Raw genomic sequence first — 24,056 nt, forward strand, 5'->3', positions numbered from 1 at the left:
AACATGAGCGCCAACGTCGACCTGAACAACCGCCCCGATTACGACGCAGTCCTGCAGGACATCGCCGACTACGTCCTGACCTTCAAGCCCGAATCCAGCGAAGCGCTGAACACCGCCCGCAACTGCCTGATGGACACGTTGGGCTGCGGTTTGCTGGCGCTGCGTTTCCCCGAATGTACGAAGCACCTCGGCCCGATCGTCGAGGGCACGGTGGTGCCGTTCGGCGCTCGGGTTCCCGGCACCCCTTATTGCCTCGACCCGGTCAAGGCCGCGTGGGATATCGGCTGCATCGTCCGCTGGCTCGATTACAACGACACCTGGCTCGCCGCCGAGTGGGGCCACCCGTCGGACAACCTCGGCGCTATCCTCGCCGTGGCCGACCACTTGTCGCAGAAACGCATCGCCAACGGTGAAACGCCGTTGACCCTGCGCGATGTGCTGGAAGCAATGATCATGGCCCATGAGATTCAAGGCGTGATCGCTCTGGAAAACTCCTTCAATCGCGTAGGACTCGATCACGTCATTCTGGTGAAAGTCGCTTCAACTGCCGTCAGCGCCAGATTCATGGGCGCCAACCGCCAGCAACTGCTGTCAGCGCTGTCGCATGCCTTTGCCGATGGTCAGGCGCTGCGCACGTATCGCCATGCGCCCAACGCCGGTTCGCGCAAATCCTGGGCGGCGGGGGATGCGGCGAGTCGTGGCGTGCGTCTGGCTGATATCGCCATGCGCGGCGAGATGGGCATTCCCGGCGTGTTGAGCGCGAAAAAGTGGGGCTTTTATGACGTGTCGTTCAGCCACACCAACAACGATCTGGCGCTCAAGCCCGAGGACAAGCGCGCTTTCAGCTTTTCCCGGCCATTGGGCAGTTACGTGATGGAAAACGTGCTGTTCAAGATCAGCTTCCCTGCCGAATTCCACGCGCAGACGGCGTGCGAGGCGGCGGTGACCTTGCATCCGCAGGTGCGTAATCGCCTGCATGAAATCGACCGGATCGTCATCACCACCCATGAGTCGGCGATCCGCATCATTTCCAAGGTTGGCCCGCTGGCTAACGCCGCCGACCGCGATCATTGCCTGCAATACATGACGGCTGTGCCGCTGGCGTTCGGCAATCTGGTGGCCGAGCAGTACGAAGACGATTTCCACAAGGCGCATCCGATCATCGACGTGTTGCGCGAGAAAATGGTCATCGTTGAAGAACCGCGTTTCAGCCGCGAATACCTCGAGCCCGATAAACGCTCGATTGCCAATGCCGTGCAGGTGTTTTTCAAGGACGGCAGCAGCACCGAGAACGTCGTGGTGGAGTACCCGATCGGCCATCGCCGTCGCCGCGCCGAAGGCATTCCGTTGCTGGAAGACAAGTTCAAGGCCAACCTGGCCACGCGGTTTGCCGGCCAGCGTTGCGCTGAGATATTCGCGCTCTGTGAGGATCAGGCGCGGCTGGAAGCCACAGCGGTGAATCGATTCATCGACCTGTTGGTGATCTGACCGACCGCGTTATCGTTCTTCGCAGGCAAGCCCGCTCCCACAGGGAATTGATGAACACAGACATTGTGAACGCCTTCAGAACCTGTGGGAGCGGGCTTGCCCGCGAAGGCGTCAGATCAAACAGCGCCGGACTACTTGAACCGCCGCTCGACGCCTTTTTCCACCAAGATCTTCGCCGAAATCTCTTCCACGGAAAAATGCGTGGAATTGATGTGCGGAATGTTCTCGCGGCGGAACAGGTTCTCCACTTCGCGCACTTCGAACTCGCACTGGGCATAGCTCGAATAGCGGCTGTTGGGCTTGCGCTCGTTGCGGATGGCGGTGAGGCGGTCGGGGTCGATGGTCAGGCCGAACAACTTGTGCTGATGGGCGCGCAGGGCGGTCGGCAGGGTCAGGCGCTCCATGTCGTCTTCGGTCAACGGATAGTTGGCCGCGCGGATGCCGAATTGCATGGCCATGTACAAACACGTCGGCGTTTTGCCGCATCGCGACACGCCGACTAGTATCAGATCGGCTTTGTCGTAATAGTGAGTGCGGGCGCCGTCGTCGTTGTCGAGGGCGAAGTTCACCGCCTCGATGCGCTCCATGTAATTGGAGTTGTGCCCGATCGAATGCGACTTGCCGACGGTGTACGACGAATGCTCGGTCAGCTCCTGTTCGAGCGGGGCGAGGAAGGTCGAGAAAATGTCGATCATGAAACCATTGGACGTTGCGAGAATCTCACGAATGTCCTGATTGACGATGGTGTCGAAGATGATCGGCCGAAAGCCGTCGGTTTCAGCGGCTTTGTTGATTTGTTGTACCATGGCCCGCGCTTTTTCAACGCTGTCGATGTACGGCCGCGTGAACTTGCTGAAGGTAATGTTTTCGAACTGCGCCAACAGGCTTTGACCCAGGGTTTCGGCGGTAATGCCGGTGCCATCGGAGATGAAGAAAGCGGATCGTTTCATTTGCACCTGGGGCCTTAAGTTAATTGACGCTCTTGGATATGATAGGCGCGATTTGTCGGCCGCGATTGGCCCGCATTCTCACTTATTTTCCAGGTCCAGGCCATACAGCCGGCCAAGGCTCCCCCGGGCCGCCGGCTTCTGAGCTTTTCCAACACAGTTAGTGGAGAGATCACCTTGGTAGAGTACGTAGTTTCCCTCGATAAGCTCGGCAAACACGATGTTGAGCATGTGGGGGGCAAGAACGCATCCCTGGGCGAGATGATCAGTAACCTGGCAGGCGCCGGTGTTTCGGTCCCCGGCGGCTTCGCCACGACGGCTCAGGCCTATCGTGACTTCCTCGAACTGAGCGGCCTGAACGATCAGATTCACAAGGCCCTCGACGCGCTCGACGTCGACGACGTCAATGCCCTGGCCAAGACCGGCGCACAGATCCGTCAATGGATCATGGACGCCGAATTCCCCGAAAAACTGAATGCCGAGATTCGCACCGCATTTGCTGCTCTGTCGGCCGGCAATCCTGATGTCGCCGTGGCCGTGCGTTCCTCCGCCACCGCCGAAGACTTGCCGGACGCGTCCTTCGCCGGTCAGCAGGAAACCTTCCTGAACATCCGTGGCGTGGAAAACGTTATCCGCGCCGCCAAAGAGGTGTTCGCTTCGCTGTTCAACGACCGCGCGATTTCCTATCGCGTGCACCAGGGCTTCGACCACAAACTGGTCGCCCTGTCGGCCGGTGTGCAGCGCATGGTGCGTTCGGAAACCGGCACCGCCGGCGTGATGTTCACGCTGGACACCGAATCCGGCTTCCGTGACGTGGTGTTCATCACCGGCGCCTACGGTCTGGGCGAAACCGTCGTACAAGGCGCGGTCAACCCGGATGAATTCTACGTCCACAAAGGCACGCTGGAGGCCGGTCGTCCGGCAATCCTGCGTCGCAACCTCGGCAGCAAAGCGATCAAGATGATCTACGGCGACGAGGCCAAGGCCGGTCGTTCGGTCAAGACCGTCGATGTCGACAAGGCCGAGCGCGCGCGTTTCTGCCTGACCGACGCCGAAGTCAGCGAGCTGGCCAAGCAAGCGATGATCATCGAGAAGCACTACGGCTGCCCGATGGACATCGAGTGGGCCAAGGACGGTGACGACGGCAAGCTGTACATCGTACAAGCGCGTCCGGAAACCGTGAAAAGCCGCACCCAGGCCAACGTCATGGAACGTTACCTGTTGAAGGAAACCGGCACTGTGCTGGTGGAAGGCCGCGCCATCGGCCAGCGCATCGGCGCCGGTAAAGTGCGGATCATCAAAGACGTCTCCGAGATGGACAAAGTCCAGCCGGGCGACGTGCTGGTCTCCGACATGACCGACCCGGACTGGGAACCGGTAATGAAGCGCGCCAGCGCCATCGTCACCAACCGTGGCGGGCGTACCTGCCACGCGGCGATCATCGCCCGTGAGCTGGGCATCCCGGCGGTGGTCGGTTGCGGCAACGCCACCCAGCTGCTGAAGGATGGCCAGGGCGTGACCGTGTCTTGTGCCGAAGGCGACACCGGTTATATTTTCGAGGGCGAACTGGGCTTCGACATCAAGAAGAACTCCGTCGACGCCATGCCGGAGCTACCGTTCAAAATCATGATGAACGTCGGCAACCCGGACCGCGCCTTTGACTTCGCGCAACTGCCGAATGCCGGTGTGGGCCTGGCCCGTCTGGAATTCATCATCAACCGCATGATTGGCGTCCACCCGAAAGCGCTGTTGAACTACGACGGTCTGCCGCAGGAAATCAAGGATAGCGTCGACAAGCGCATTGCCGGTTACAGCGACCCGGTCGACTTCTACGTCGACAAACTGGTAGAAGGCATCAGCACTCTGGCTGCAGCGTTTACGCCGAAAAAAGTCATCGTGCGTCTGTCGGACTTCAAGTCCAACGAATACGCCAACCTGATCGGCGGCAAGCTCTACGAGCCTGAAGAAGAAAACCCGATGCTGGGCTTCCGTGGCGCTTCGCGTTACATCAGCGAATCGTTCCGCGATTGCTTCGAGCTCGAATGCCGTGCGTTGAAGCGCGTGCGCAACGAGATGGGCCTGACCAACGTAGAAATCATGGTGCCGTTCGTCCGTACTCTCGGCGAAGCCAGCCAGGTGGTCGACCTGCTCGCCGAAAACGGCTTGAAGCGCGGCGAGAACGGTCTGCGCGTGATCATGATGTGCGAGTTGCCATCCAACGCGATTCTGGCTGATGAATTCCTTGAATTCTTCGACGGCTTCTCGATCGGCTCCAATGACCTGACCCAACTGACGCTGGGTCTGGACCGTGACTCGGGGATCATTGCTCACTTGTTCGATGAGCGTAATCCGGCAGTCAAGAAGCTGTTGGCCAACGCCATTCAGGCGTGCAACAAGGCCGGCAAGTACATCGGCATCTGCGGTCAGGGCCCTTCGGACCACCCGGATCTGGCCAAGTGGCTGATGGAGCAGGGCATCGAAAGCGTGTCGCTGAACCCGGACACCGTGCTGGAAACCTGGTTCTTCCTTGCCGAAGGCCAGGCGCAGGCTTGATGGAAATGTAACGGCCCGTTCCCCTTGTGGGAGCGAGCTTGCTGGCGAAGACGGACTGACATTCGACACTGATGTGACGAATGTGCCGTTTTCGCGAGCAAACTCGCTCTCACATGGGGCGGGCCTTTTGATTGAAGTAGGGCGGGCTCTTGTAGATGCCGCCCTTTTTTGTGCAAGAGCATTATGCAAAGCAGTAGCAATCTGTTTCCTGTCGCGCTGATCAGCGCCGAGCGGCGCGGCGATCTGAGCGAAGACGTCTATCGATTGAAACCCGGCAACAGCCCGGACTGGTCCGTGGAAATCGCTGTCACCCGCCTGGGCATGGCCGATGACACGGCGCCACGCGGCGTGCCGGTGATTCTGTTGCATGGCAGCTTTTCCAATCGGCGCTTCTGGTTTTCCCCCAAAGGCCTCGGACTTGGCGCGTATCTGACGCGGCAGGGCTTCGACGTGTGGATTCCGGAAATGCGTGGCCACGGCCTGTCCCAGCGCAATGAGGACTATCGGCGCAATCGGGTGGCCGACTACGCGCGTTACGATCTGCCGGCAATTGCCGCGTTCGTGCGAGAGCAAAGCGGGAAGATTCCGCACTGGATCGGTCATTCGCTGGGCGGCATCACCCTCGCTGCCGCCCTGGGAGGCGAGTATCTGGGTGAGCCTGCGGTGGCGTCGGCGGCGTTTTTCGGCACCCAGGTCAGCCGCACTTATTGGCCGCTGAAGATCCCGCCGCTGGAGTGGGGCAGTCGCTTCATTCTCAAGCGTTTTGCGCAGTTGTCCGGTTCACGCCTCAAACGCGGTCCGGAAGATGAGCCGATCGGGCTCGCCATCGAAAGCATGCGCTGGTACGGCTTGTTCGGCCGCTTCGGCGATCAGGACAAGGACTGGTGGGCCGGGCTTGCCGAGGTCAAGGTGCCGGTGCTCGCCGTGACGGCAGCGGGGGATCATCAGGATCCGGCGTGGGCCTGTCGCAAGCTGTTCGAGCAGATCGGCTCTGAGCACAAGCAATTCATCAATCTGGGCCGCGGGCAGGGCTTCTCGGATAATTTCGGTCATGTCGAAATGTTGGTGAGCAAAGCAGCGCAAACTGAGGTGTGGCCGCTGGTGGCGCGCTGGTTGAACGATCAGCAGACGCCATTGCTGGCACAGACAGCGGATTTGGCTGCAGCGGTATAAAGGGCGTTCCGTTCAGCCTGGCTAGCGGCTAAGATATGACGCGTCGCGCCATTCTGGTCACATTTCGTGACTGTTTAGCGATAACGTTTTAGCGATAACGTTTCAGCGGCGGTTCAGGTTCGCTCAGCGACCATGGCATGGACTAAGGTAAACAGCGACCGCCGGAACTCGTCTCATCAGAATGCGGCATCCTTGATCGTCTTCCTTGTTACAGGAGTTTTTCGATGGAACATTACCTTACGCCTGACCTGTGCGACGCCTACCCGGAGCTGGTGCAGGTGCTGGAACCGATGTTCAGCAATTTCGGCGGCCGTGATTCGTTCGGCGGCGAAATCGTCACCATCAAGTGCTTCGAAGACAACTCGCTGGTCAAGGAGCAAGCCGAACTCAACGGCAAAGGCAAAGTGCTGGTGGTTGATGGTGGCGGCTCGCTGCGCCGTGCACTGCTGGGCGACATGATCGCCGCCAAGGCCGCGCAGAACGGGTGGGAAGGGCTTGTGATCTACGGTTGCATCCGTGACGTTGATGTCATCGCTCAGACCGACCTCGGCGTGCAGGCGCTGGCGAGCCATCCGATGAAAACCGACAAACGCGGCATTGGCGACCTCAACGTTGCGGTGACTTTTGCCGGCGTGACGTTCCAGCCGGGCCAGTACATTTATGCGGACAACAACGGCGTGATCGTATCGCCGAGTCCGCTGAAAATGCCTGAATAAGATTTCGACAAGGGATGCGGATGTTCGAGGAAGAAAACGCGCAATGGGGGCTGGTGCATGCCCTGGTGCTGGACGGCAAGGGTGGTGCGCGTTCGATAGCCCGGACTGAGCTTGACGATTTGCAGTTGCAGGCCCATGAAAGCCTGTGGCTGCACTGGGATCGCAGCCATCCGCAGACCCAGACCTGGCTGCGCAAATCCAGCGGGCTCAACGAATTCACCTGCGATCTGCTGCTGGAAGAGAACACCCGCCCGCGTCTGTTGCCATTGCCCGACTCCGAGCTGCTGCTGTTTCTGCGCGGGGTCAATCTCAACCCTGGCGCCGAACCGGAAGACATGGTCTCTGTACGGATTTTCGCCTCCGCTCATCGCGTGATTTCCCTGCGCTTGCGGCCGTTGCGCGCTACGGATGAGTTGCTGGCGTTGCTGGCCGAGGGCAAAGGTCCGAAAACTTCTTCCGAATTGATGCTGTATCTGGCGCAGTTCCTCACCAATAAAGTGCAGGATCTGGTCACGTGTCTCTCGGAAGTGGTCGATGAAGAGGAAGAAAAACTCGACGCCGACGAACGGTACACCCCCGAGCATGGTGCCATTTTGCACATCCGTCGCAGAGCGGCCGGGCTGAAGCGTTTTCTTGCGCCGCAGCGCGATATTTTCGGGCAGCTGACGCGGATAAAACTGCCGTGGTTCGTCGAAGACGATGCCGACTACTGGAACGAATTGAACAACAGCCTGACCCGCTATCTCGAAGAGCTCGAATTGACCCGAGAGCGCGTGGGGCTTGTGCTCGAGGCTGAAGACCGGCGTTTGAGCGTGCACATGAATCGCACCATGTACCGCTTCGGCATCATTACCTGCATCTTTTTACCGATGAGTTTCATCACCGGTTTGCTCGGCATCAATGTCGGCGGTATTCCGTTTGCCGAAAGTCCGTATGGTTTTCTGATCGCCTGCCTGACGGTACTCGCCCTGGCATTCGGCCAGTGGTGGTTATTCCGCCGTTTGCGCTGGGTGTGAACATGGCGCATGTGACCCGAGCAAATCTGCCCGCGTCTTTCACAGACATCACGAGAGGTGCGTATGCACGATCCGTTTGAACAGTCTTTGCGCGACATGCTCAACGCTTCGCCGTCCAGCCGCGACGACGATGCGTGCCTGGGCCGCGTACTCAAAACCGCCAACCGCCAGGTCGGCGCCGGTGATCTGTTCAGCCTGCTGGGCCGCTGGCTGCCCGCGCTGATGATCGCCCTGAACAATGGCTCGGCGCATGTCTCGCCGGTTTCCCGTCTTCGTAAAACCACTGCTCGCACTGCTGATAAGGCTGATTGAATATGGAACTTGATCTCTGGACTCAGAGCCTCGTCACTGCAATGACTGCGTTGTGGACCAAAGTCGCTAATTTCATTCCGAACCTGTTCGGCGCACTGGTTGTGCTGCTGTTGGGTTTCGTCGTGGCCAAGCTGCTCGACACCTTGCTCTCCAAATTGCTCGCCAAACTGGGCCTTGATCGCCTGATGGGCGGTACCGGGCTGACCAAGCTGATGTCGCGAGCCGGGCTGCAGGTGCCGATCTCGACGCTGATCGGTAAAATCGTTTACTGGTTCGTTCTGCTGATTTTTCTGGTTTCTGCGGCAGAATCCCTTGGCCTTGAGCGAGTTTCAGCTACGCTGGACATGCTGGCGTTGTATTTACCGAAGGTTTTCGGTGCGGCGCTGGTATTGCTGGTCGGTGTCCTGCTGGCGCAACTGGCCAACGGGCTGGTGCGCGGGGCGGCAGAAGGCGTAGGCCTGGACTACGCTTCCGGGGTGGGGCGGATCGCGCAGGGGCTGGTAATCATCATCAGCATCTCGGTTGCGATCAGCCAGCTTGAGGTCAAGACTGACCTGCTGAACCATGTGATTGTCATCGTATTGATTACCGTTGGTCTGGCAGTTGCGCTGGCCATGGGTTTGGGAAGCCGGGAAATCGCCGGTCAGATTCTTGCGGGAATCTATGTGCGTGAGCTGTACGAGGTTGGGCAACAAGTGCGTGTTGGCGAGGTCGAAGGCCAGATCGAAGAGATCGGCACGGTTAAAACCACATTGCTGACCGATGAGGGTGAGCTAGTCTCTCTCTCCAATCGGATCCTGCTGGAACAGCATGTGAGTAGCCGCTAAACCGGCAAACCCTGCTAATGTATGCCGCCGCAAAATGCCAGCCGAGGCTGGTTGTGGCGGACATTGACCTGACTGTCGGCACGACTTGTTTTGAATAAAGCCCAACCGCTATCCACGCGCTACGACCCCCGCGAGCTCTCTGATGAGGAGTTGGTCGCGCGCTCGCATACCGAGCTGTTTCACGTAACGCGCGCCTACGAAGAGTTGATGCGGCGTTACCAGCGAACATTATTTAACGTCTGCGCGAGATATCTTGGGAACGATCGCGACGCAGACGATGTCTGTCAGGAAGTGATGCTGAAGGTGCTGTACGGCCTGAAGAACTTCGAGGGGAAATCGAAGTTCAAAACCTGGCTTTACAGCATCACTTACAACGAATGCATCACGCAGTATCGGAAGGAACGGCGTAAGCGTCGCTTGATGGACGCTCTCAGTCTGGACCCTCTTGAAGAAGCGTCTGAAGAAAAGGCGCCGAAGCCGGAGGAGAAGGGTGGGCTTGATCGCTGGCTGGTGTATGTGAATCCGATTGACCGCGAAATTCTGGTGCTACGATTTGTCGCAGAGCTGGAGTTTCAGGAGATCGCAGACATCATGCACATGGGTTTGAGTGCGACAAAAATGCGTTACAAACGCGCTCTAGATAAATTGCGTGAGAAATTTGCAGGCATTGCTGAAACTTAGTTCAGCGCAAATATCTCTTACGTGTAGGCAAGTTCTGATAGACTTGCCGCCGAGTTGTCCCCCGGTTTGCGGGACTGCTTCACAATCACCAGATGGGGATTTAACGGATGAAACTGAAAAACACCTTGGGCTTGGCCATTGGTTCTCTGATTGCCGCCACTTCGTTCGGCGCTCTGGCACAAGGCCAAGGCGCAGTTGAAATCGAAGGCTTCGCTAAGAAAGAACAATTCGACAGCGCTCGTAACTTCAAGAACAACGGCAACCTGTTCGGCGGTTCGATCGGTTACTTCCTGACCGACGACGTTGAACTGCGTCTGGGCTACGACGAAGTGCACAACGTACGTGCCGACGATGGCAAGAACGTCAAAGGCGCTAACACCGCTCTGGACGCTCTGTACCACTTCAACAACCCAGGCGACATGATTCGTCCATACGTTTCGGCCGGTTTCTCTGACCAGAGCATCGACCAGAACGGTTCGAACGGTCGTAACCGTTCCACCTTCGCCAACGTTGGCGGCGGTGCCAAGCTGTACTTCACCGAGAACTTCTACGCCCGTGCCGGCGTTGAAGCTCAATACAACATCGACCAGGGCGACACCGAGTGGGCTCCTAGCGTCGGTATCGGTGTGAACTTCGGTGGCGGCTCCAAGCCTGCTGCTGCTCCAGTTCCAGCACCTGCTGAAGTCTGCTCCGACAGCGACAACGATGGCGTTTGCGACAACGTTGACAAGTGCCCGGACACCCCAGCCAACGTAACCGTTGACGCTGATGGCTGCCCAGCAGTTGCTGAAGTTGTTCGTGTTGAGCTGGACGTGAAGTTCGACTTCGACAAGTCGGTAGTCAAGCCTAACAGCTACGGCGACATCAAAAACCTGGCTGACTTCATGAAGCAGTACCCATCCACCACCACTACTGTTGAAGGTCACACTGACTCCGTCGGTCCTGACGCTTACAACCAGAAACTGTCCGAGCGTCGTGCAAACGCCGTTAAGCAAGTTCTGACCAACCAGTACGGTGTTGAATCGTCCCGCGTTCAGTCTGTTGGCTACGGCGAATCCCGCCCAGTTGCTGACAACAAAACTGACGCTGGCCGCGCTGTAAACCGTCGCGTAGAAGCGCAGGTTGAAGCTCAAGCTAAGTAATTAGCTGCCGCTGATGGAAAAGCCCGGCTCAGGCCGGGCTTTTCTTTGTCTGCGATTTGGCTTTGAATTTTGAAAGATCGCAGCCTGCGGCAGCTCCTACATTCAGATCGTATGTGTCCTGTAGGAGCTGCCGAAGGCTGCGATCTTTTGCTCTTCCACGACAGCAGCCACCGCGCCGATCACCAGAATCGCCGGGCTCTTCAATTCAAACGCCGACGCATCCTCAGCCATCGCACTCAGATCACTGCGACATTCGCGCTGATGCGCCAACGAGGCGTTTTCGATCATCGCCACTGGCGTATCCGCCGCCATCCCTCCGGCCAACAGCTGATCACGAATCTCCCCCAGTTTGGCCACGCCCATGTAAATCACTAGCGTCGTCCCGCCTTGCGCCAGCGCCTGCCAGTTCAACTGACTGTCGTCCTGAGTGTGCGCGGTCACCAACGTCACCCCGCGCGCCACGCCACGCAACGTCAAGGGGATATTGCATTGAGTCGCCCCGGCCAGCCCGGCGGTGATGCCGTTGACCAGTTCCACCTCAACGCCACGCTCGCGCAGCCACAGCGCTTCTTCACCACCACGCCCGAAAATGCACGGATCGCCGCCCTTGAGCCGCACCACGCATTTACCCTGACGGGCGTAACGCAGCATGAGCCGATGAATGAACGCCTGCGGTGTCGAACGGCAGCCGCCGCGCTTGCCGACGGGGATAACCCGCGCACTCGGGCAGTGTTCGAGCACCGCTCCGTTGACCAGATCATCGATCATCACCACGTCGGCCTCGCGCAATGCGCGCACCGCTTTGAGCGTCAGCAATTCCGGATCGCCAGGGCCTGCGCCCACCAGCCAGACTTTCGCATTCATGGTGTTGTCCTCGTTAAATGACCGCCACCGGCCGCGCTTCGGCAGCCAGCAGACGCTTGATTTCCGGCACGCAAGAGCCGCACTGCGTGCCGCATCGGAGATTGTTTTTCAGGCCTTGCAGATCCAGGCCTTGGCGAATGCCGGCGCAGACTGTATTGAGGCTGACGTTTTCGCAATTGCACAGAATTCTGTCGCTCGCGATGGCGCCGACAGCGCCCGGTGGTGCACTCATCGGCGCGAGCAGCCAGCGGCGCAGTTGCTGGTCGGCGCGGCCCTCCAGCCATAGGCTTTGCAACCAGTGTTGCGCAAGGGTTTCGCCGGCCAGGCGAATGGCGGTGATACGGCCGGTCTCGATGCGCACTCGCTTGCCAATGGCGCGACGCGGATCGTCGTAGGCCAGAACCGGGCCATCGAGCAGCGACAAGCACTGGTCGATCTCGGCCAGCAACTGTGGCGCCGGCGCCTCGGCATGCGCAGCGCGTATCAGCAACGCTGGCCGCTCACGACCAACGAGGCTGAGGCTGACGTAGGAAAACGCCTCGCAGAGCGGGCGTAGCATCTCGAAATGCCGCTGAACATCACCCTCGATCAAGGCGAACAGCTGCCACGGCAGGTTGACTGCCTCCAGACGCACGCCGCTGTGCTTGAGCTCCGGTTGCCTGGACAGCGGATCAAACGCCGGCAAGGTCAGCTGGTTTACACCGCCCTTGAGATAGCGATCGCCCCAGTGCATCGGCAGGAATGCCTGGCCCGGACGCACACTGTCGTCGCTGCCGACCGCAACAATCACCGTGCCACGGCGGCTTTTCAGATTGACCAGATCGCCGGGCTGCAAGCGGTGCCGGCGCATCTCGTCAGGGTGCAGGCTGAGCACGGCTTCGCTGACGTGGCCGAACAATTGCGCGGCGGTGCCGGTGCGGCTCATGCCGTGCCACTGGTCACGCAGGCGACCGGTGAGCAAGGTCAGGGGGAAGCGCGCGTCACGTTGTTCCTTGGCGGCGCGGTACGGATCGGCAATGAACTGCGCGCGGCCATTGGCCGTAGGAAAAATGCCGTCGCCGTACAAGCGTGGCGTGCCTTGGCGGGCGCCGGCAGGGAAGGGCCATTGCTGCGGGCCGATCTCGTCGATCAAGGCATGACTGATCCCGGAGAGATCCAGATCGCGCCCCTGGGTCAGCAGTTTGAATTCGTCAAACAACTGCGAAGGCTGATCGAAAGCGAACAGACTTGGCTGCTGAGGACGCAGACGTTGTTCCAGACGCTGTGCGAAATCCACCGTGATTGCCCAGTCCGGCCGCGCTTCGCCCGGTGCGACAACCGCTTTGCGCACGTGGGAAATGCGCCGCTCGGAGTTGGTCACCGAACCTTCTTTCTCGCCCCAACTGGCGGCGGGTAACAGCAGGTCGGCAAACGCAGCGGTTTCGGTGGTTCGGAAAGCTTCCTGCAACACCACAAAAGGACAGGCCTCAAGCGCTGCGCGGACTGCGCTCTGATCAGGCATCGATTGCGCCGGGTTAGTACAGGCAATCCACAACGCTTTGATTTTGCCGCTGCGCAGGTTTTCGAACAGTTCGATGGCGCTAAGGCCCGGCGCCTCGGGCAAGCTCTCCACGCCCCAGTACGCCGCCACTTCGGCGCGATGCTGCGGGTTGGCGGCATCACGATGGCCGGGCAGGAGATTGGACAGACTGCCGGTTTCACGCCCGCCCATGGCATTCGGCTGACCGGTCAGCGAGAAAGGTCCTGCACCGGGCCGGCCAATTTGCCCGGTGGCCAGGTGCAGATTGATCAGCGCACTGTTTTTTGCGCTGCCGGCGGTGGACTGATTCAGGCCCATGCACCACAGCGACAGGAAGCTCGGCGCAGTGCCGACCCATTCTGCGCATTGCTGCAGTTGCTCGATGCTGATGCCGCACAGCTGCGAAACCATTTGCGGGGTGTAATCGCGGACCAGCGTTTTGAGTTCGGCTAGGCCTTCGGTGTGCGCCTTGATGAAATCGCGATCGATCCAGTCTTCCCACAGCAGCAGATGCAAAATCCCATGGAACAACGCGACATCTGTGCCCGGAAGAATCGCCAGATGCAGGTCAGCCAGTTCGCAGGTATCGGTGCGACGCGGGTCGATGACGATCACTTTCATCTGCGGACGACGGGATTTGGCTTCCTCCAGTCGACGGAAAAGCACCGGATGGGCGTAGGCCATGTTACTGCCGACGATCATCACGCAGTCGCTGAGCTCCAGATCTTCATAGCTGCACGGCGGAGCATCGGCGCCGAGGCTGCGCTTGTAGCCGACCACCGCTGACGACATGCACAGCCGCGAATTGCTGTCGATGTTGTTGGTGCCGACCAGCGCCCGCGCCAGTTTGTTGAAGGCGTAGTAGTCCTCGGTGAGCAACTGCCCGGAGATGTAGAACGCCACGCTGTCCGGGCCGTGCTCGGCGATGGTTTCGGCGAACACGTTGGTCGCGTGGTCGAGGGCGGTATCCCAGTCAGTACGGCTGCGCGCCAGGCCTTTGCCCAGGCGCAGTTCCGGGTACAAGGCGCGGGCGGCGAGGTCGCCGGTCAGGTGCAGCGTCGAGCCTTTGCTGCACAGTTTGCCGAAGTTGGCCGGGTGCGCCGGATCGCCGCTGACGCCGAGGATGCGCTCGCCGTCATGCTCGATCAGCACGCCACAGCCGACCCCGCAGTAACAGCAGGTCGATGCGGTCGTCTGGCGGTTCATCAGATGGCGTCCCGCAGGGCCAGTTGCACTCGGCCATTCTCGACCCGCGCCGGATGGTGATGGGCACAGCCGATGTCTGGCGCCTGAGCTTCGCCGGTTTCGAGGTCGATCTGCCAGTTGTGCAGCGGGCAGGCCACGCGCTTGCCGTAGATCAGGCCTTGCGACAGCGGCCCGCCCTTGTGCGGGCAGCGGTCATCGAGGGCGAAAACCTCGTCGTCGCTTGTACGAAAAATCGCGATGTCTCCTTTCGGCCCGGCAATGATCCGCGAACCGAGGGCGTTGATCTCTTCCAGCGCACAGATATCGAGCCAGTTCATGCCGGCACCTCCAGGTTTTTCACGGGGATCACATCGAATTCTTTCTTCAGTTGCGGCTGCGCCAGGCGCTCCTTCCACGGGTCCTGTTCGAACGACAGGGAGAATTGCAGCCGCTCGTTCAGGGCCTTGCGCCGCTCGGCGTCTTCGAGCACGTTCTTCTTGATGTGCTCCATGCCGACCCGTTGCAGGTAGTGCACGGTGCGCTCGAGGTAGAAGGCTTCTTCGCGGTAGAGCTGCAGGAACGCGCCGTTGTATTCACGGACTTCCTCGGCAGTCTTGAGCTTGACGAAGAACTCGGCGACTTCGGTCTTGATCCCGCCGTTGCCACCGATGTACATCTCCCAGCCGGAGTCGACGCCGATGATTCCTACGTCCTTGATGCCCGCTTCCGAGCAGTTGCGTGGGCAACCGGACACGGCCAGCTTCACCTTGTGCGGCGACCACATGTTGAACAGGTCGTGCTCGAGTTCGATGCCCAGTTGCGTCGAGTTCTGTGTGCCGAAGCGGCAGAATTCGCTGCCGACACAGGTTTTCACCGTGCGGATGGATTTGCCGTAGGCGTGACCGGACGGCATGTCGAGGTCTTTCCAGACGCCGGGCAGGTCCTGCTTTTTGATTCCCAGCAAGTCGATGCGCTGACCGCCGGTGACCTTGACCATCGGCACGTTGTATTTGTCGGCCACATCGGCGATCCGGCGCAGTTCCGATGGGTTGGTGACGCCGCCCCACATGCGCGGCACCACCGAATAGGTGCCATCCTTCTGGATGTTGGCGTGGGCGCGTTCGTTGATCAGGCGTGATTGTGGGTCATCCTTGGCTTCGCCCGGCCAGGTGGAAATCAGGTAATAGTTGAGCGCCGGGCGACAGGTCGCACAGCCATTGGGCGTGCGCCAGTTCAGGTAACTCATGGTCTCGGCGATGGTCAGCAGGTGTTCCTGACGGATCGCCTGACGAATCTGCCCGTGGTTGAGGTCACTGCAACCGCAGATGGCTTTTTCGCTTTTCGGTTTGACGTCCGCCGCGCCACCCACCGTGTTGATCAGGATCTGCTCGACCAGGCCAGCGCAGGAACCGCAGGAGCTGGCGGCTTTGGTGTGTTTCTTCACTTCATCGACGCTGAACAGGCCGTGTTCCTGAATCGCCTTGACGATGGTGCCCTTGCACACACCGTTGCAGCCGCAGACTTCGGCGCTGTCGGCCATGACCATGGCTTTGTCCTGGCCCTGATGTCCTACGTCGCCTAAAGCGTTTTCGCCGAACATGAGGTGATCGCGGATCTCACCGATGGCGTGATTCTCACGAATCTGGCGGAAATACCAACCGCCATCTGCCGTATCGCCGTACAGGCACGCGCCGACCAACACGTCATCCTTGATCACCAGTTTTTTATACACACCGCCGATCGGGTCGGAGAGGGTGATGGTCTCGGTGCCTTCGCCGCCCATAAAATCGCCGGCGGAGAACAGGTCGATGCCGGTGACTTTGAGTTTGGTCGAGGTCACTGAACCCTGATAGCGAGCGAAACCCAATTGGGCGAGGTGGTTGGCGCAGACTTTGGCCTGTTCGAACAACGGTGCGACCAGACCGTAGGCGATGCCGCGATGGCTGGCGCATTCGCCGATTGCGTAGATGCGCGGGTCATAGGTTTGCAGGGTGTCGTTGACCAGAATCCCGCGATTGCACGGGATGCCGGCCTTTTCTGCCAGTTCGGTGTTGGGGCGGATGCCGGCGGCCATCACCACCAGATCGGCAGGAATGATGTCGCCGTTCTTGAACTGCACCGAGCCGACCCGGCCATTGCCGGCGTCGTGCAGGGCTTGGGTCTGTTCGCACAGGCGAAAATGCAGGCCACGGGATTCCAGCGCCGATTGCAGAAGCTGGCCGCTGGTCTTGTCCAGTTGCCGCTCGAGCAGCCATTCGCCGAGGTGCACCACGGTCACGTGCATGCCGCGCAGCATCAGGCCGTTGGCCGCTTCGAGGCCGAGCAGGCCGCCGCCGATGACCACGGCGTGCTTGTGGGTCCTGGCGGTGTCGATCATGGCCTGGGTGTCGGCGATGTCGCGGTAACCGATCACGCCCTGCAACGTATTGCCGGGGATTGGCAGGATGAAAGGGGTCGAACCGGTGGCGATCAGCAGGCGATCATATTCGGCCTCGGTGCCGTCCTCGGCAATCACTCGGCGCTTGACCCGGTCGATCTCCACCACTTTGCGGTTGAGCAGCAGCTTGATGTTGTTTTCCAGGTACCAGTCGAGGTCGTTGAGGACGATCTCTTCAAACGTCTGCTCGCCGGCCAGCACCGGCGACAGCAGGATGCGGTTGTAGTTGGTGTGCGGTTCGGCGCCGAAGACGGTGATGTCGTAGAGCTCGTTGCTCAGCTTGAGCAGTTCTTCCAGGGTACGCACCCCGGCCATGCCATTGCCGATCATCACCAGTTTGAGTTTTTTCATCAGGTTCTCCGGGAGCTGCGGCTGGCCTCTGGTGGGCCGTCGGGCCTTGCTCGACAAATTTTGCGCAAACAAAAAAAAGGCGTCCCGCTAGTTGCCTAGCGAGGACGCCTTTGTCCTGGTCCCGTTCTCTCGGGAAGCGCAGCCTTCGTCGTTGAAGGTTGGGCTTTATGTATGGTGAGAAAGGTAATGCAGTGGTTGTGCCAACTTTGGAAGGCGCGGGTTTATTGGGGTTTGGTACGGCTCACGAAATTTTTCTGCACCGAATGGAGGCGCGTTGCTCGTTCGTGGCGCGTTATCTATGGAGGACCTGGGGTGTCGGGTCTGGCGCCTTCGCGAGCAAGCCCGCTCCCACAGGGGAACGCGTTCTAACGTGGGAGCGGGCTTGCTCGCGAATGGCGCGCCTCGGTTCAACTGTGAAACAACAAAACCAGCAGCACAACATTCCCCAGCAACGCCACCAAAGCCATCGTCCGCCAGACCTTCAACGGCTCCCGCTCCAATAACGGCCGGGGCCGCACACTCAGGCTGCGCCGCTCACCCTGTTCCAGCACCAGCAACCACTCTTCGGCGGTTTCAAAGCGTTGCTGAGGATCGGCCGCGACGCCGCGTTCCAGACTCTGCGCCAGCCATTCCGGCAAGTCCGGGCGATAGCGACCGGGACTCACCGGCACGCCAAATCGAGGCCGCTGAAACGCTTCGATCTCACCGTAGGGAAAATGCCCGGTGAGCAGGTAATAGAGCGTTACGCCGAGCGAATATAAATCCTGCTGTGCACTTGGCGGTTCGCCGCGAAACCCTTCCGGGGCGATAAAACTTGGCGTTCCCGGCAGTGTCGCCGGCGCGTCCTCCGAAAGTCCCGGGCAATAAGCCAGACCGAAATCCAGCACGCGCAGCTCGCCGTCCTCACCCAGCAACAGGTTTTCCGGTTTGATATCGCGATGCAGAATCTGCCGTCGATGCAGCAGGCCGACCGCACGCAACAGGCGCTCGGCGATGTCCTGCCACTGCGCCAATGGCAACGGGCCGCTGTGCTGAAACACTTCGGCCAGCGTCGTCCCGGGGTATTCGCGCATCACGTAATACAAATGCTGACGCTGAGGGCAGGCATGAATTTGCGGAAAATGCCGACCGGCGACGCGCCTGAGAAACCATTCTTCCGACAGCAACGCTTGCCCGGCCTGCGCATCGTCGGCCAGTCGCGTCGGCAAGGTCTTCAACAGCCAGGGCTGGGCCTGGCCGTCGAGCACGCGATACAGCAATGATTGCTGGCTCTGGCCGACGACGCTCTGCACTTGCCAGCCCTCGAACGCTTGCCCGGGTTTCAGCGCGGGCGGCAGCGGCCACTGCTGCAGCTGCACCAGCGCATCGCCAATGCTCGCTTCGCCCAGCGCATCGACGCGCACCAGCAGGGCACTGGCGTTGTCCTGACTGCCGGCCAGATGCGCGGCGTTGACCAAGGTTTGCGCTGCGCTGTGCAGGTCCGGCTGATCACGCAGAATCGCCGCGATCGCGGTATCGCCCAAGGTCGACCAGACGCCGTCGCTGAGCAGCACGAAGCTTTCGCCCTCACACAGTTCGCCGTCGAGGAAATCCAGGACCAGATGCTGATCGAGCCCGAGCGCACGCTTGAGCACGTGTTGCATGCCCGGTTGCTCCCAGACGTGATCCTCGCTGATGCGCTGCAAACGCTCGGCGTGCCAGCGATAGACCCGGCAATCGCCAACATGGGCGAGGGTGAAGCGTCGACCGCGCATCACCAGCGCGCTGACCGTGGTCAGCAGCGGTTGCCCGCCGCCGTTGGCCTGCAGCCAGCGGTTTTGCGCAAGCAGCAGACGATCCAGCGCCTGGGCCACGCTCCAGGTTTCCGGCGTCGCGTAGTAGTCCAGCGCCAGCGCCTGCAACGTCGAACGCGCAGCGAGGCCGCCATCGGCGCACTGGCTGACGCCGTCGGCAATGGCAAACAGATAACCCTTGCCCAGCGCCAATGCCGGCGCCGGGGTCACCGCTCGCAGGGCGTCCTGATTCTCTGCGCGCGGCCCGGTGGCGCTGGCTTCGGCAAAGCTCAGTTGCAGGGCCATCGACGCCTCAGACCCGCGCTGCCGTCACCGCTGCCGAACCCCAGGTGGTCCTCCAGCGACGCTTGACGCCGTGCAGGCCAAACCATGCCAGCACGCCGAGGCTGGCGAACAACCACAGCGCCAGTTGATAACTGCCGGTGCTTTGCTTGATCGCGCCCATGCCGGCCGCGAGGGCGAAGCCGCCGATACCGCCGGCCATGCCGATCAGCCCGGTCATCACGCCGATCTCCAGACGAAAACGCTGCGGCACTAGTTGGAAAACCGCACCGTTGCCCGCGCCCAAGCCGAGCATGGTGCAGACGAAAAGCGCCAGCGCCGCGTAGGAACTTGGCAGATTGAAGCCGACGGCGGCGATGCAGATGGCAGCGACGGTGTACATCGCCAGCAAGGTGCGAATGCCGCCGAAGCGATCGGCCAGCGCGCCACCCAGTGGCCGCATCAGGCTGCCGCCGAACACGCAGGCAGCGGTGTAGTAGCCGGCGGTTACCGGGCTCAGACCGTATTGATCGTTGAAGTAACCGGGCAGGGCGCTGGCCAGGCCGATGAAGCCGCCGAAGGTGACGCTGTAGAAAAACATGAACCACCAGCTGTCGCGATCACCGAGGGCCTTGAAGTAGTCGGCCATGGCTTTCGGTTTTGGCCGCTGCGGGGCGTTTTTTGCCAACAGGGCGAACAGCACCAAGGTCAAAACCAGCGGGATCAGGGCGAAACCGAAGACATTGCTCCAGCCGAACGCGGCGGCAATCACTGGCGCCAGCAGCGCGGCGAACACGGTGCCGGAGTTGCCCGCACCGGCGATGCCCATGGCTTTGCCCTGATGCTCTGGCGGGTACCACTGCGAGGCCAGCGGCAGGGCCACGGCGAACGACGCGCCGGCCATGCCGAGGAACAGGCCGAGGATCAGCGCCTGTTCATAACTGTGGATGCCGAGTTTCCAGGCGCCGAACAGCGCGCAGATGACGATGACCTGGCCGATCAGTCCGGCGGTCTTGGGCGACAAGCGATCCGCGAGCATGCCCATGGCGAAGCGCAACACCGCGCCGGCGAGAATCGGCGTGGCGACCACAAGGCCGCGTTGCTGGGTGGTCAGGTGCAGGTCGGCGGCAATCTGCACCGCCAGCGGGCCGAGCAGGTACCAGACCATGAAGCTCAGGTCGAAATACAGGAAGGCCGCGAACAGGGTCGGGGTATGGCCGGATTTCCAGAAGCTTGAATTCATCGCGCACCTCGGCTGAAAAGAGTCTCGAAAGGAGTCATGCACAGCAGGTGGAGCGCCTGCACGGCCGCACCACCGGCCCCGCTCTGTGGGGCCAAAACGCAAAAACGCCGCTACCGGATCCGCGCGAGGGCGAATGGGGTGAGCGACGTCTTTGTCGTGGGTGGGGCAACCGCCGTTGGTTACCTGTGCGGTTTACATAGCGAGATTTGTGCCAAGGCTCGAAAAGATCGCAGCCTCGTTGCACTCGTCAGCTCCTACAGGAGGCTCAGATCGTTCCCATGCTCCGCGTGGGAATGCCTCCATGGACGCTCTGCGTCCGCTCTTGCGAGGTGACGCAGAGCGTCACGTGATGCATTCCCACGCAGAGCGTGGGAACGATCATTCAGCCCAGCAACTCACTCATGGCAATGATCTGCTCCGCCACTTGAATAAGCTTCTGCTGGCGGCTCATGGCCTGGCGGCGCATCAGCGTGTAGGCCTCTTCCTCGTTGCAGTCCTTCATCTTCATCAGCAAACCCTTGGCCAGTTCGATGCGCTTGCGTTCGGCCAGTTGCTGGTCGCGCGCCTGCAATTGCGCGCGCAAGGCCTGGTCAGTCTCGAAGCGCGCCATCGCCACGTCGAGAATCGGCTGCAAGCGCTGTGCGTGAATGCCTTCGACGATGTAGGCACTGACCCCGGACCTGATCGCCTGACGCATCACCCCTGGGTCATGTTCGTCGGTGAACATCACGATCGGCCGTGGCTGGTCGCGGCTGACCAGTACTACTTGCTCCATGACATCGCGGCTCGGTGACTCGGTATCGATCAGGATCACGTCCGGACGCACCGTTTCGACGCGCGCCGGCAGGTCGATGGTCAGGCCGGACTCATCGATCACTTCGAAGCCGGCCTCGGTCAGCGCCGCTTTCAGGCGTCCGACTTTTTTCGCGGTGTCGTTGATCAGCAGAATGCGCAACATGTTCGCGATCTCCTGTCAGCGCTGGGCGAGTAGGGGGGTGGCGTCGTTCAGGGCGTGCAGTTTGAAACTGCGCGCATAGCCCGCCGGATCGCTGCCATCCCAGACCTTGCCGTCGAGCAACTGGCTGCTGCGCAGGTCTGCATATGAAGTCGCGACACCGATAGCGCTGGCGGCCTCGCGATACAGATCCAGATGCTGAACCTGACGGGCGACGGCCAGATAATTCGGGTCCTCGCGCAACAGGCCCCAGCGGCGGAACTGGGTCATGAACCACATGCCGTCGGAAAGGTAGGGCAGATTGACCTCGCCATCGCCGTGAAAACGCAGCGCGTGCGGATCCTGCCAGCGATTGCCGAGGCCGTCGGCGTAGTCGCCCATAAAGCGCGGCTCGATGCAGGTGGCCGGGGTGTCGAGGTATTCCGCAGCGCTGAGTAATTGGGCGGTGCTGCGGCGGTTTTCCGGGCTTTGTTCGATGAAGCGGCTGGCCTCAAGAATGGCCATGACCAGCGCCCGCGCGGTGTTGGGGTATTGCTCGACGAACGCCCGGGTGCAGCCGAGGACTTTTTCCGGGTGGTCGGGCCAGATGCTCTGGCTGGTCGCCAGAGTGAAGCCGAGCCCCCGTTGCACCGCGCTGGCCGCCCAGGGTTCGCCGACGCAAAAACCGTCGATGCGCCCGGCTTGCAGGTGCGCGACCATTTGCGGCGGCGGCACTACCACACTGTTGACATCCTGCAACGGATGGATGCCCTGGCTCGCCAGCCAGTAATAAAGCCACATCGCGTGGGTGCCGGTGGGAAAGGTCTGGGCGAAGGTGAGTTTTGCGCGGCTTTGGTGCACGTGGCGGTCGAGCGCTTCAGGGCTGTTCACGCCAGCCTGTTGCAAGCCATGGGACAGGTTCAGGCTCTGGCCATTCTGGTTCAGGCCCATCAGCACCGCCATGTCGGTCGGGGCGACGCCGCCGATGCCCAGGTGCACCGCATAAATCAGCCCGTACAGGCTGTGCGCGGCATCCAGTTCGCCGCTGACCAGTTTGTCGCGCAGGTTGGCCCATGACGCCTGACGCTTGAGGTTCAGGGTCAGGCCGTAGGGTTGGGCGAAGCCCTGAGTGGCGGCGACCACCACCGAGGCGCAGTCGCTCAGCGCCATGAAACCGAGATTGATCGCGCTCTTTTCCGGCGCATCGCTGCCATTGACCCAGGCCAGCGGCCCCAAGGACGTTTCGTTCATACGCTACCTCAAAAAAAACGCCGTCCCGGATTCTGCGCAGGCAAAACCCGGGGACGACGCCATTGTCCTGGCCTGCGCGCCGTCATTGGTCGGCAGACTGATGAGCGGGGTGGTGCAAGGCATATGCCAGTCGCCTGATTCGCGCAGGCGCCTCGCGCCGGGGGACGATGCCCGGCTATAATCGCCGCCTCTTTTCGCCGCTCGAGTCATCGCCGCCCATGTACACCCTGGCCCGTCAGCTGTTGTTCAAACTTTCCCCGGAAACCTCCCACGATCTGTCGCTGGATCTGATCGGCGCGGGTGGGCGTTTGGGCCTCAACGGCATGCTGTGCAAGGCTCCGGCGCAAGTGCCGGTGACCGTCATGGGGCTCCAATTCCCGAACCCGGTGGGGTTGGCGGCCGGTCTGGACAAGAACGGCGCGGCCATCGATGGCTTCGCGCAGTTGGGTTTCGGTTTTGTCGAAATCGGCACCGTGACCCCGCGTCCGCAGCCGGGCAATCCGAAGCCACGGATCTTCCGCCTGCCGGAAGCCGAGGCGATCATCAACCGCATGGGCTTCAACAACCTCGGCGTGGATAACCTGCTGGCGCGGGTCGCTGCGGGAAAATACAAGGGCGTACTGGGGATCAATATCGGCAAGAACTTCGACACCCCGGTCGAGCGCGCGGTCGACGATTACCTGATCTGCCTGGACAAGGTTTACGCCTACGCCAGCTACGTCACCGTCAACGTCAGCTCGCCGAATACCCCGGGCCTGCGCAGCCTGCAGTTCGGTGACTCGCTCAAGCAATTGCTCGCGGATCTGGCCACGCGTCGCGCCGAACTGGCCCTGCGTCACGGCAAACATGTGCCGCTGGCGATCAAGATCGCCCCGGACATGACCGACGAAGAAACCGCGCAGGTTGCCCAGGCGTTGATCGAAACCGGCATGGACGCAGTGATCGCCACCAACACCACCCTCAGCCGTGTCGGCGTTGAAGGCATGGAACATGGTGACGAGGCGGGCGGTCTGTCGGGGGCGCCGGTGCGCGAGAAGAGCACGAATACCGTGAAAGTGCTGGCCGGCGAATTGGCCGGGCGCTTGCCGATCATTGCCGCTGGCGGGATTACCGAAGGCAAGCACGCGGCGGAGAAGATTACTGCCGGCGCGAGCCTGGTGCAGATTTACTCCGGCTTCATCTATAAGGGCCCGGCGCTGATTCGTGAATCGGTAGACGCAATCGCCGCGTTGCGCAAATAACACAGGTCAGTGTAGGAGCTGCCGAAGGCTGCGATCTTTTGATCTTTTTTTTAGAATCAAAAGCAAGATCAAAAGATCGCAGCCTTCGGCAGCTCCTACACGGGATGTGCGTCAGCCACACC

At 60.8% G+C, this 24,056-nt stretch carries 19 protein-coding genes; 10 read left to right on the forward strand and 9 right to left on the reverse strand.

Annotated elements, in window-relative coordinates:
• The first annotated feature begins 3 nt into the window (after positions 1–3).
• Entirely contained in the window at positions 4–1,488 is a 1,485-nt protein-coding gene (gene prpD, locus CXF97_RS06510; protein ID WP_101157399.1) for a 2-methylcitrate dehydratase, read from the forward strand.
• Between the two features lie 131 nt (positions 1,489–1,619).
• Here the strand turns inward: prpD and CXF97_RS06515 are convergent, their stop codons facing one another.
• Entirely contained in the window at positions 1,620–2,438 is an 819-nt protein-coding gene (locus CXF97_RS06515; protein WP_016773826.1) for a pyruvate, water dikinase regulatory protein, read from the reverse strand.
• Positions 2,439–2,612: 174 nt separating this feature from the next.
• On the opposite strand from CXF97_RS06515, the gene ppsA reads away from it, so the two are divergent.
• From ppsA to CXF97_RS06555, 8 genes are all read left to right on the forward strand, one after another.
• Positions 2,613–4,988, forward strand: coding sequence for a phosphoenolpyruvate synthase (ppsA, locus tag CXF97_RS06520; RefSeq protein WP_101157306.1), 2,376 nt, complete (start codon positions 2,613–2,615; stop codon positions 4,986–4,988).
• Positions 4,989–5,171: 183 nt separating this feature from the next.
• The gene (locus CXF97_RS06525) at positions 5,172–6,161 is read left to right on the forward strand and encodes an alpha/beta fold hydrolase (protein ID WP_101157308.1); all 990 of its coding nucleotides are present in this window, start codon (positions 5,172–5,174) and stop codon (positions 6,159–6,161) included.
• Positions 6,162–6,385: 224 nt separating this feature from the next.
• The gene (gene rraA / locus CXF97_RS06530; RefSeq protein ID WP_101157310.1) at positions 6,386–6,877 is read left to right on the forward strand and encodes a ribonuclease E activity regulator RraA; all 492 of its coding nucleotides are present in this window, start codon (positions 6,386–6,388) and stop codon (positions 6,875–6,877) included.
• A gap of 20 nt (positions 6,878–6,897) precedes the next feature.
• The gene (locus tag CXF97_RS06535) at positions 6,898–7,893 is read left to right on the forward strand and encodes a zinc transporter ZntB (RefSeq protein ID WP_101157312.1); all 996 of its coding nucleotides are present in this window, start codon (positions 6,898–6,900) and stop codon (positions 7,891–7,893) included.
• A 63-nt stretch (positions 7,894–7,956) separates the two neighbouring features.
• Positions 7,957–8,205: a hypothetical protein gene (locus tag CXF97_RS06540; RefSeq protein ID WP_003223293.1), complete on the forward strand. Its 249-nt coding sequence runs from the start codon at positions 7,957–7,959 to the stop codon at positions 8,203–8,205.
• 2 nt (positions 8,206–8,207) lie between these two features.
• Positions 8,208–9,032, forward strand: a complete 825-nt coding sequence (locus CXF97_RS06545; RefSeq protein WP_101157314.1) for a mechanosensitive ion channel domain-containing protein — start codon at positions 8,208–8,210, stop codon at positions 9,030–9,032.
• A gap of 90 nt (positions 9,033–9,122) precedes the next feature.
• A complete protein-coding gene (sigX, locus tag CXF97_RS06550) occupies positions 9,123–9,713 on the forward strand; it encodes an RNA polymerase sigma factor SigX (RefSeq protein WP_016773832.1) in 591 nt (196 codons plus the stop codon).
• 107 nt (positions 9,714–9,820) lie between these two features.
• The gene (locus CXF97_RS06555) at positions 9,821–10,855 is read left to right on the forward strand and encodes an OmpA family protein (protein ID WP_016773833.1); all 1,035 of its coding nucleotides are present in this window, start codon (positions 9,821–9,823) and stop codon (positions 10,853–10,855) included.
• A 102-nt stretch (positions 10,856–10,957) separates the two neighbouring features.
• On the opposite strand, the gene cobA is transcribed toward CXF97_RS06555, so the two are convergent.
• The 8 genes from cobA to CXF97_RS06600 all read right to left on the reverse strand — a co-directional run bounded on the left by cobA (position 10,958) and on the right by CXF97_RS06600 (position 22,693).
• Complete coding sequence (gene cobA, locus CXF97_RS06560) at positions 10,958–11,719, reverse strand: uroporphyrinogen-III C-methyltransferase (RefSeq protein WP_101157316.1); 762 nt, start codon at positions 11,717–11,719, stop codon at positions 10,958–10,960.
• Positions 11,720–11,732: 13 nt separating this feature from the next.
• Positions 11,733–14,444, reverse strand: a complete 2,712-nt coding sequence (locus CXF97_RS06565) for a nitrate reductase (protein WP_101157318.1) — start codon at positions 14,442–14,444, stop codon at positions 11,733–11,735.
• The gene (gene nirD, locus CXF97_RS06570) at positions 14,444–14,761 is read right to left on the reverse strand and encodes a nitrite reductase small subunit NirD (RefSeq protein WP_016773836.1); all 318 of its coding nucleotides are present in this window, start codon (positions 14,759–14,761) and stop codon (positions 14,444–14,446) included. The genes CXF97_RS06565 and nirD overlap by 1 nt, the downstream gene beginning before the upstream one ends.
• A complete protein-coding gene (gene nirB / locus CXF97_RS06575; protein WP_101157320.1) occupies positions 14,758–17,211 on the reverse strand; it encodes a nitrite reductase large subunit NirB in 2,454 nt (817 codons plus the stop codon). The genes nirD and nirB overlap by 4 nt, the downstream gene beginning before the upstream one ends.
• A gap of 407 nt (positions 17,212–17,618) precedes the next feature.
• Positions 17,619–19,289, reverse strand: coding sequence for a bifunctional protein-serine/threonine kinase/phosphatase (locus CXF97_RS06580; protein ID WP_101157322.1), 1,671 nt, complete (start codon positions 19,287–19,289; stop codon positions 17,619–17,621).
• A 7-nt stretch (positions 19,290–19,296) separates the two neighbouring features.
• Positions 19,297–20,508, reverse strand: a complete 1,212-nt coding sequence (locus CXF97_RS06585) for a NarK/NasA family nitrate transporter (RefSeq protein ID WP_016773839.1) — start codon at positions 20,506–20,508, stop codon at positions 19,297–19,299.
• Positions 20,509–20,890: 382 nt separating this feature from the next.
• Positions 20,891–21,466 carry an ANTAR domain-containing response regulator gene (locus tag CXF97_RS06595; RefSeq protein ID WP_101157324.1) on the reverse strand — a complete coding sequence of 192 codons (576 nt, stop codon included), beginning with the start codon at positions 21,464–21,466 and terminating at the stop codon, positions 20,891–20,893.
• Positions 21,467–21,481: 15 nt separating this feature from the next.
• Positions 21,482–22,693: a CmpA/NrtA family ABC transporter substrate-binding protein gene (locus CXF97_RS06600; protein ID WP_101157326.1), complete on the reverse strand. Its 1,212-nt coding sequence runs from the start codon at positions 22,691–22,693 to the stop codon at positions 21,482–21,484.
• Positions 22,694–22,911: 218 nt separating this feature from the next.
• Here CXF97_RS06600 and CXF97_RS06605 point away from each other — a divergent pair, with 218 nt between their 5' ends.
• Positions 22,912–23,934, forward strand: coding sequence for a quinone-dependent dihydroorotate dehydrogenase (locus CXF97_RS06605; RefSeq protein WP_101157329.1), 1,023 nt, complete (start codon positions 22,912–22,914; stop codon positions 23,932–23,934).
• Positions 23,935–24,056: the final 122 nt, after the last annotated feature.

The sequence above is a fragment of the Pseudomonas sp. Choline-02u-1 genome, from assembly GCF_002836515.1.
In the GTDB taxonomy this organism is placed as follows: Bacteria; Pseudomonadota; Gammaproteobacteria; order Pseudomonadales; family Pseudomonadaceae; genus Aquipseudomonas.

Excerpts from the sequence above, each read along its gene's own strand:
- CXF97_RS06585 (WP_016773839.1), bottom strand. The coding sequence starts at position 20,508 with ATGAATTCAAGCTTCTGGAAATCCGGCCATACCCCGACCCTGTTCGCG.
- CXF97_RS06565 (WP_101157318.1), bottom strand. The coding sequence starts at position 14,444 with ATGAACCGCCAGACGACCGCATCGACCTGCTGTTACTGCGGGGTCGGC.
- CXF97_RS06535 (WP_101157312.1), top strand. The coding sequence starts at position 6,898 with ATGTTCGAGGAAGAAAACGCGCAATGGGGGCTGGTGCATGCCCTGGTG.
- prpD (WP_101157399.1), top strand. The coding sequence starts at position 4 with ATGAGCGCCAACGTCGACCTGAACAACCGCCCCGATTACGACGCAGTC.
- nirB (WP_101157320.1), bottom strand. The coding sequence starts at position 17,211 with ATGAAAAAACTCAAACTGGTGATGATCGGCAATGGCATGGCCGGGGTG.
- CXF97_RS06580 (WP_101157322.1), bottom strand. The coding sequence starts at position 19,289 with ATGGCCCTGCAACTGAGCTTTGCCGAAGCCAGCGCCACCGGGCCGCGC.
- CXF97_RS06555 (WP_016773833.1), top strand. The coding sequence starts at position 9,821 with ATGAAACTGAAAAACACCTTGGGCTTGGCCATTGGTTCTCTGATTGCC.
- CXF97_RS06545 (WP_101157314.1), top strand. The coding sequence starts at position 8,208 with ATGGAACTTGATCTCTGGACTCAGAGCCTCGTCACTGCAATGACTGCG.
- CXF97_RS06600 (WP_101157326.1), bottom strand. The coding sequence starts at position 22,693 with ATGAACGAAACGTCCTTGGGGCCGCTGGCCTGGGTCAATGGCAGCGAT.
- cobA (WP_101157316.1), bottom strand. The coding sequence starts at position 11,719 with ATGAATGCGAAAGTCTGGCTGGTGGGCGCAGGCCCTGGCGATCCGGAA.
- CXF97_RS06540 (WP_003223293.1), top strand. The coding sequence starts at position 7,957 with ATGCACGATCCGTTTGAACAGTCTTTGCGCGACATGCTCAACGCTTCG.
- CXF97_RS06595 (WP_101157324.1), bottom strand. The coding sequence starts at position 21,466 with ATGTTGCGCATTCTGCTGATCAACGACACCGCGAAAAAAGTCGGACGC.
- CXF97_RS06525 (WP_101157308.1), top strand. The coding sequence starts at position 5,172 with ATGCAAAGCAGTAGCAATCTGTTTCCTGTCGCGCTGATCAGCGCCGAG.
- CXF97_RS06605 (WP_101157329.1), top strand. The coding sequence starts at position 22,912 with ATGTACACCCTGGCCCGTCAGCTGTTGTTCAAACTTTCCCCGGAAACC.
- rraA (WP_101157310.1), top strand. The coding sequence starts at position 6,386 with ATGGAACATTACCTTACGCCTGACCTGTGCGACGCCTACCCGGAGCTG.
- nirD (WP_016773836.1), bottom strand. The coding sequence starts at position 14,761 with ATGAACTGGCTCGATATCTGTGCGCTGGAAGAGATCAACGCCCTCGGT.
- CXF97_RS06515 (WP_016773826.1), bottom strand. The coding sequence starts at position 2,438 with ATGAAACGATCCGCTTTCTTCATCTCCGATGGCACCGGCATTACCGCC.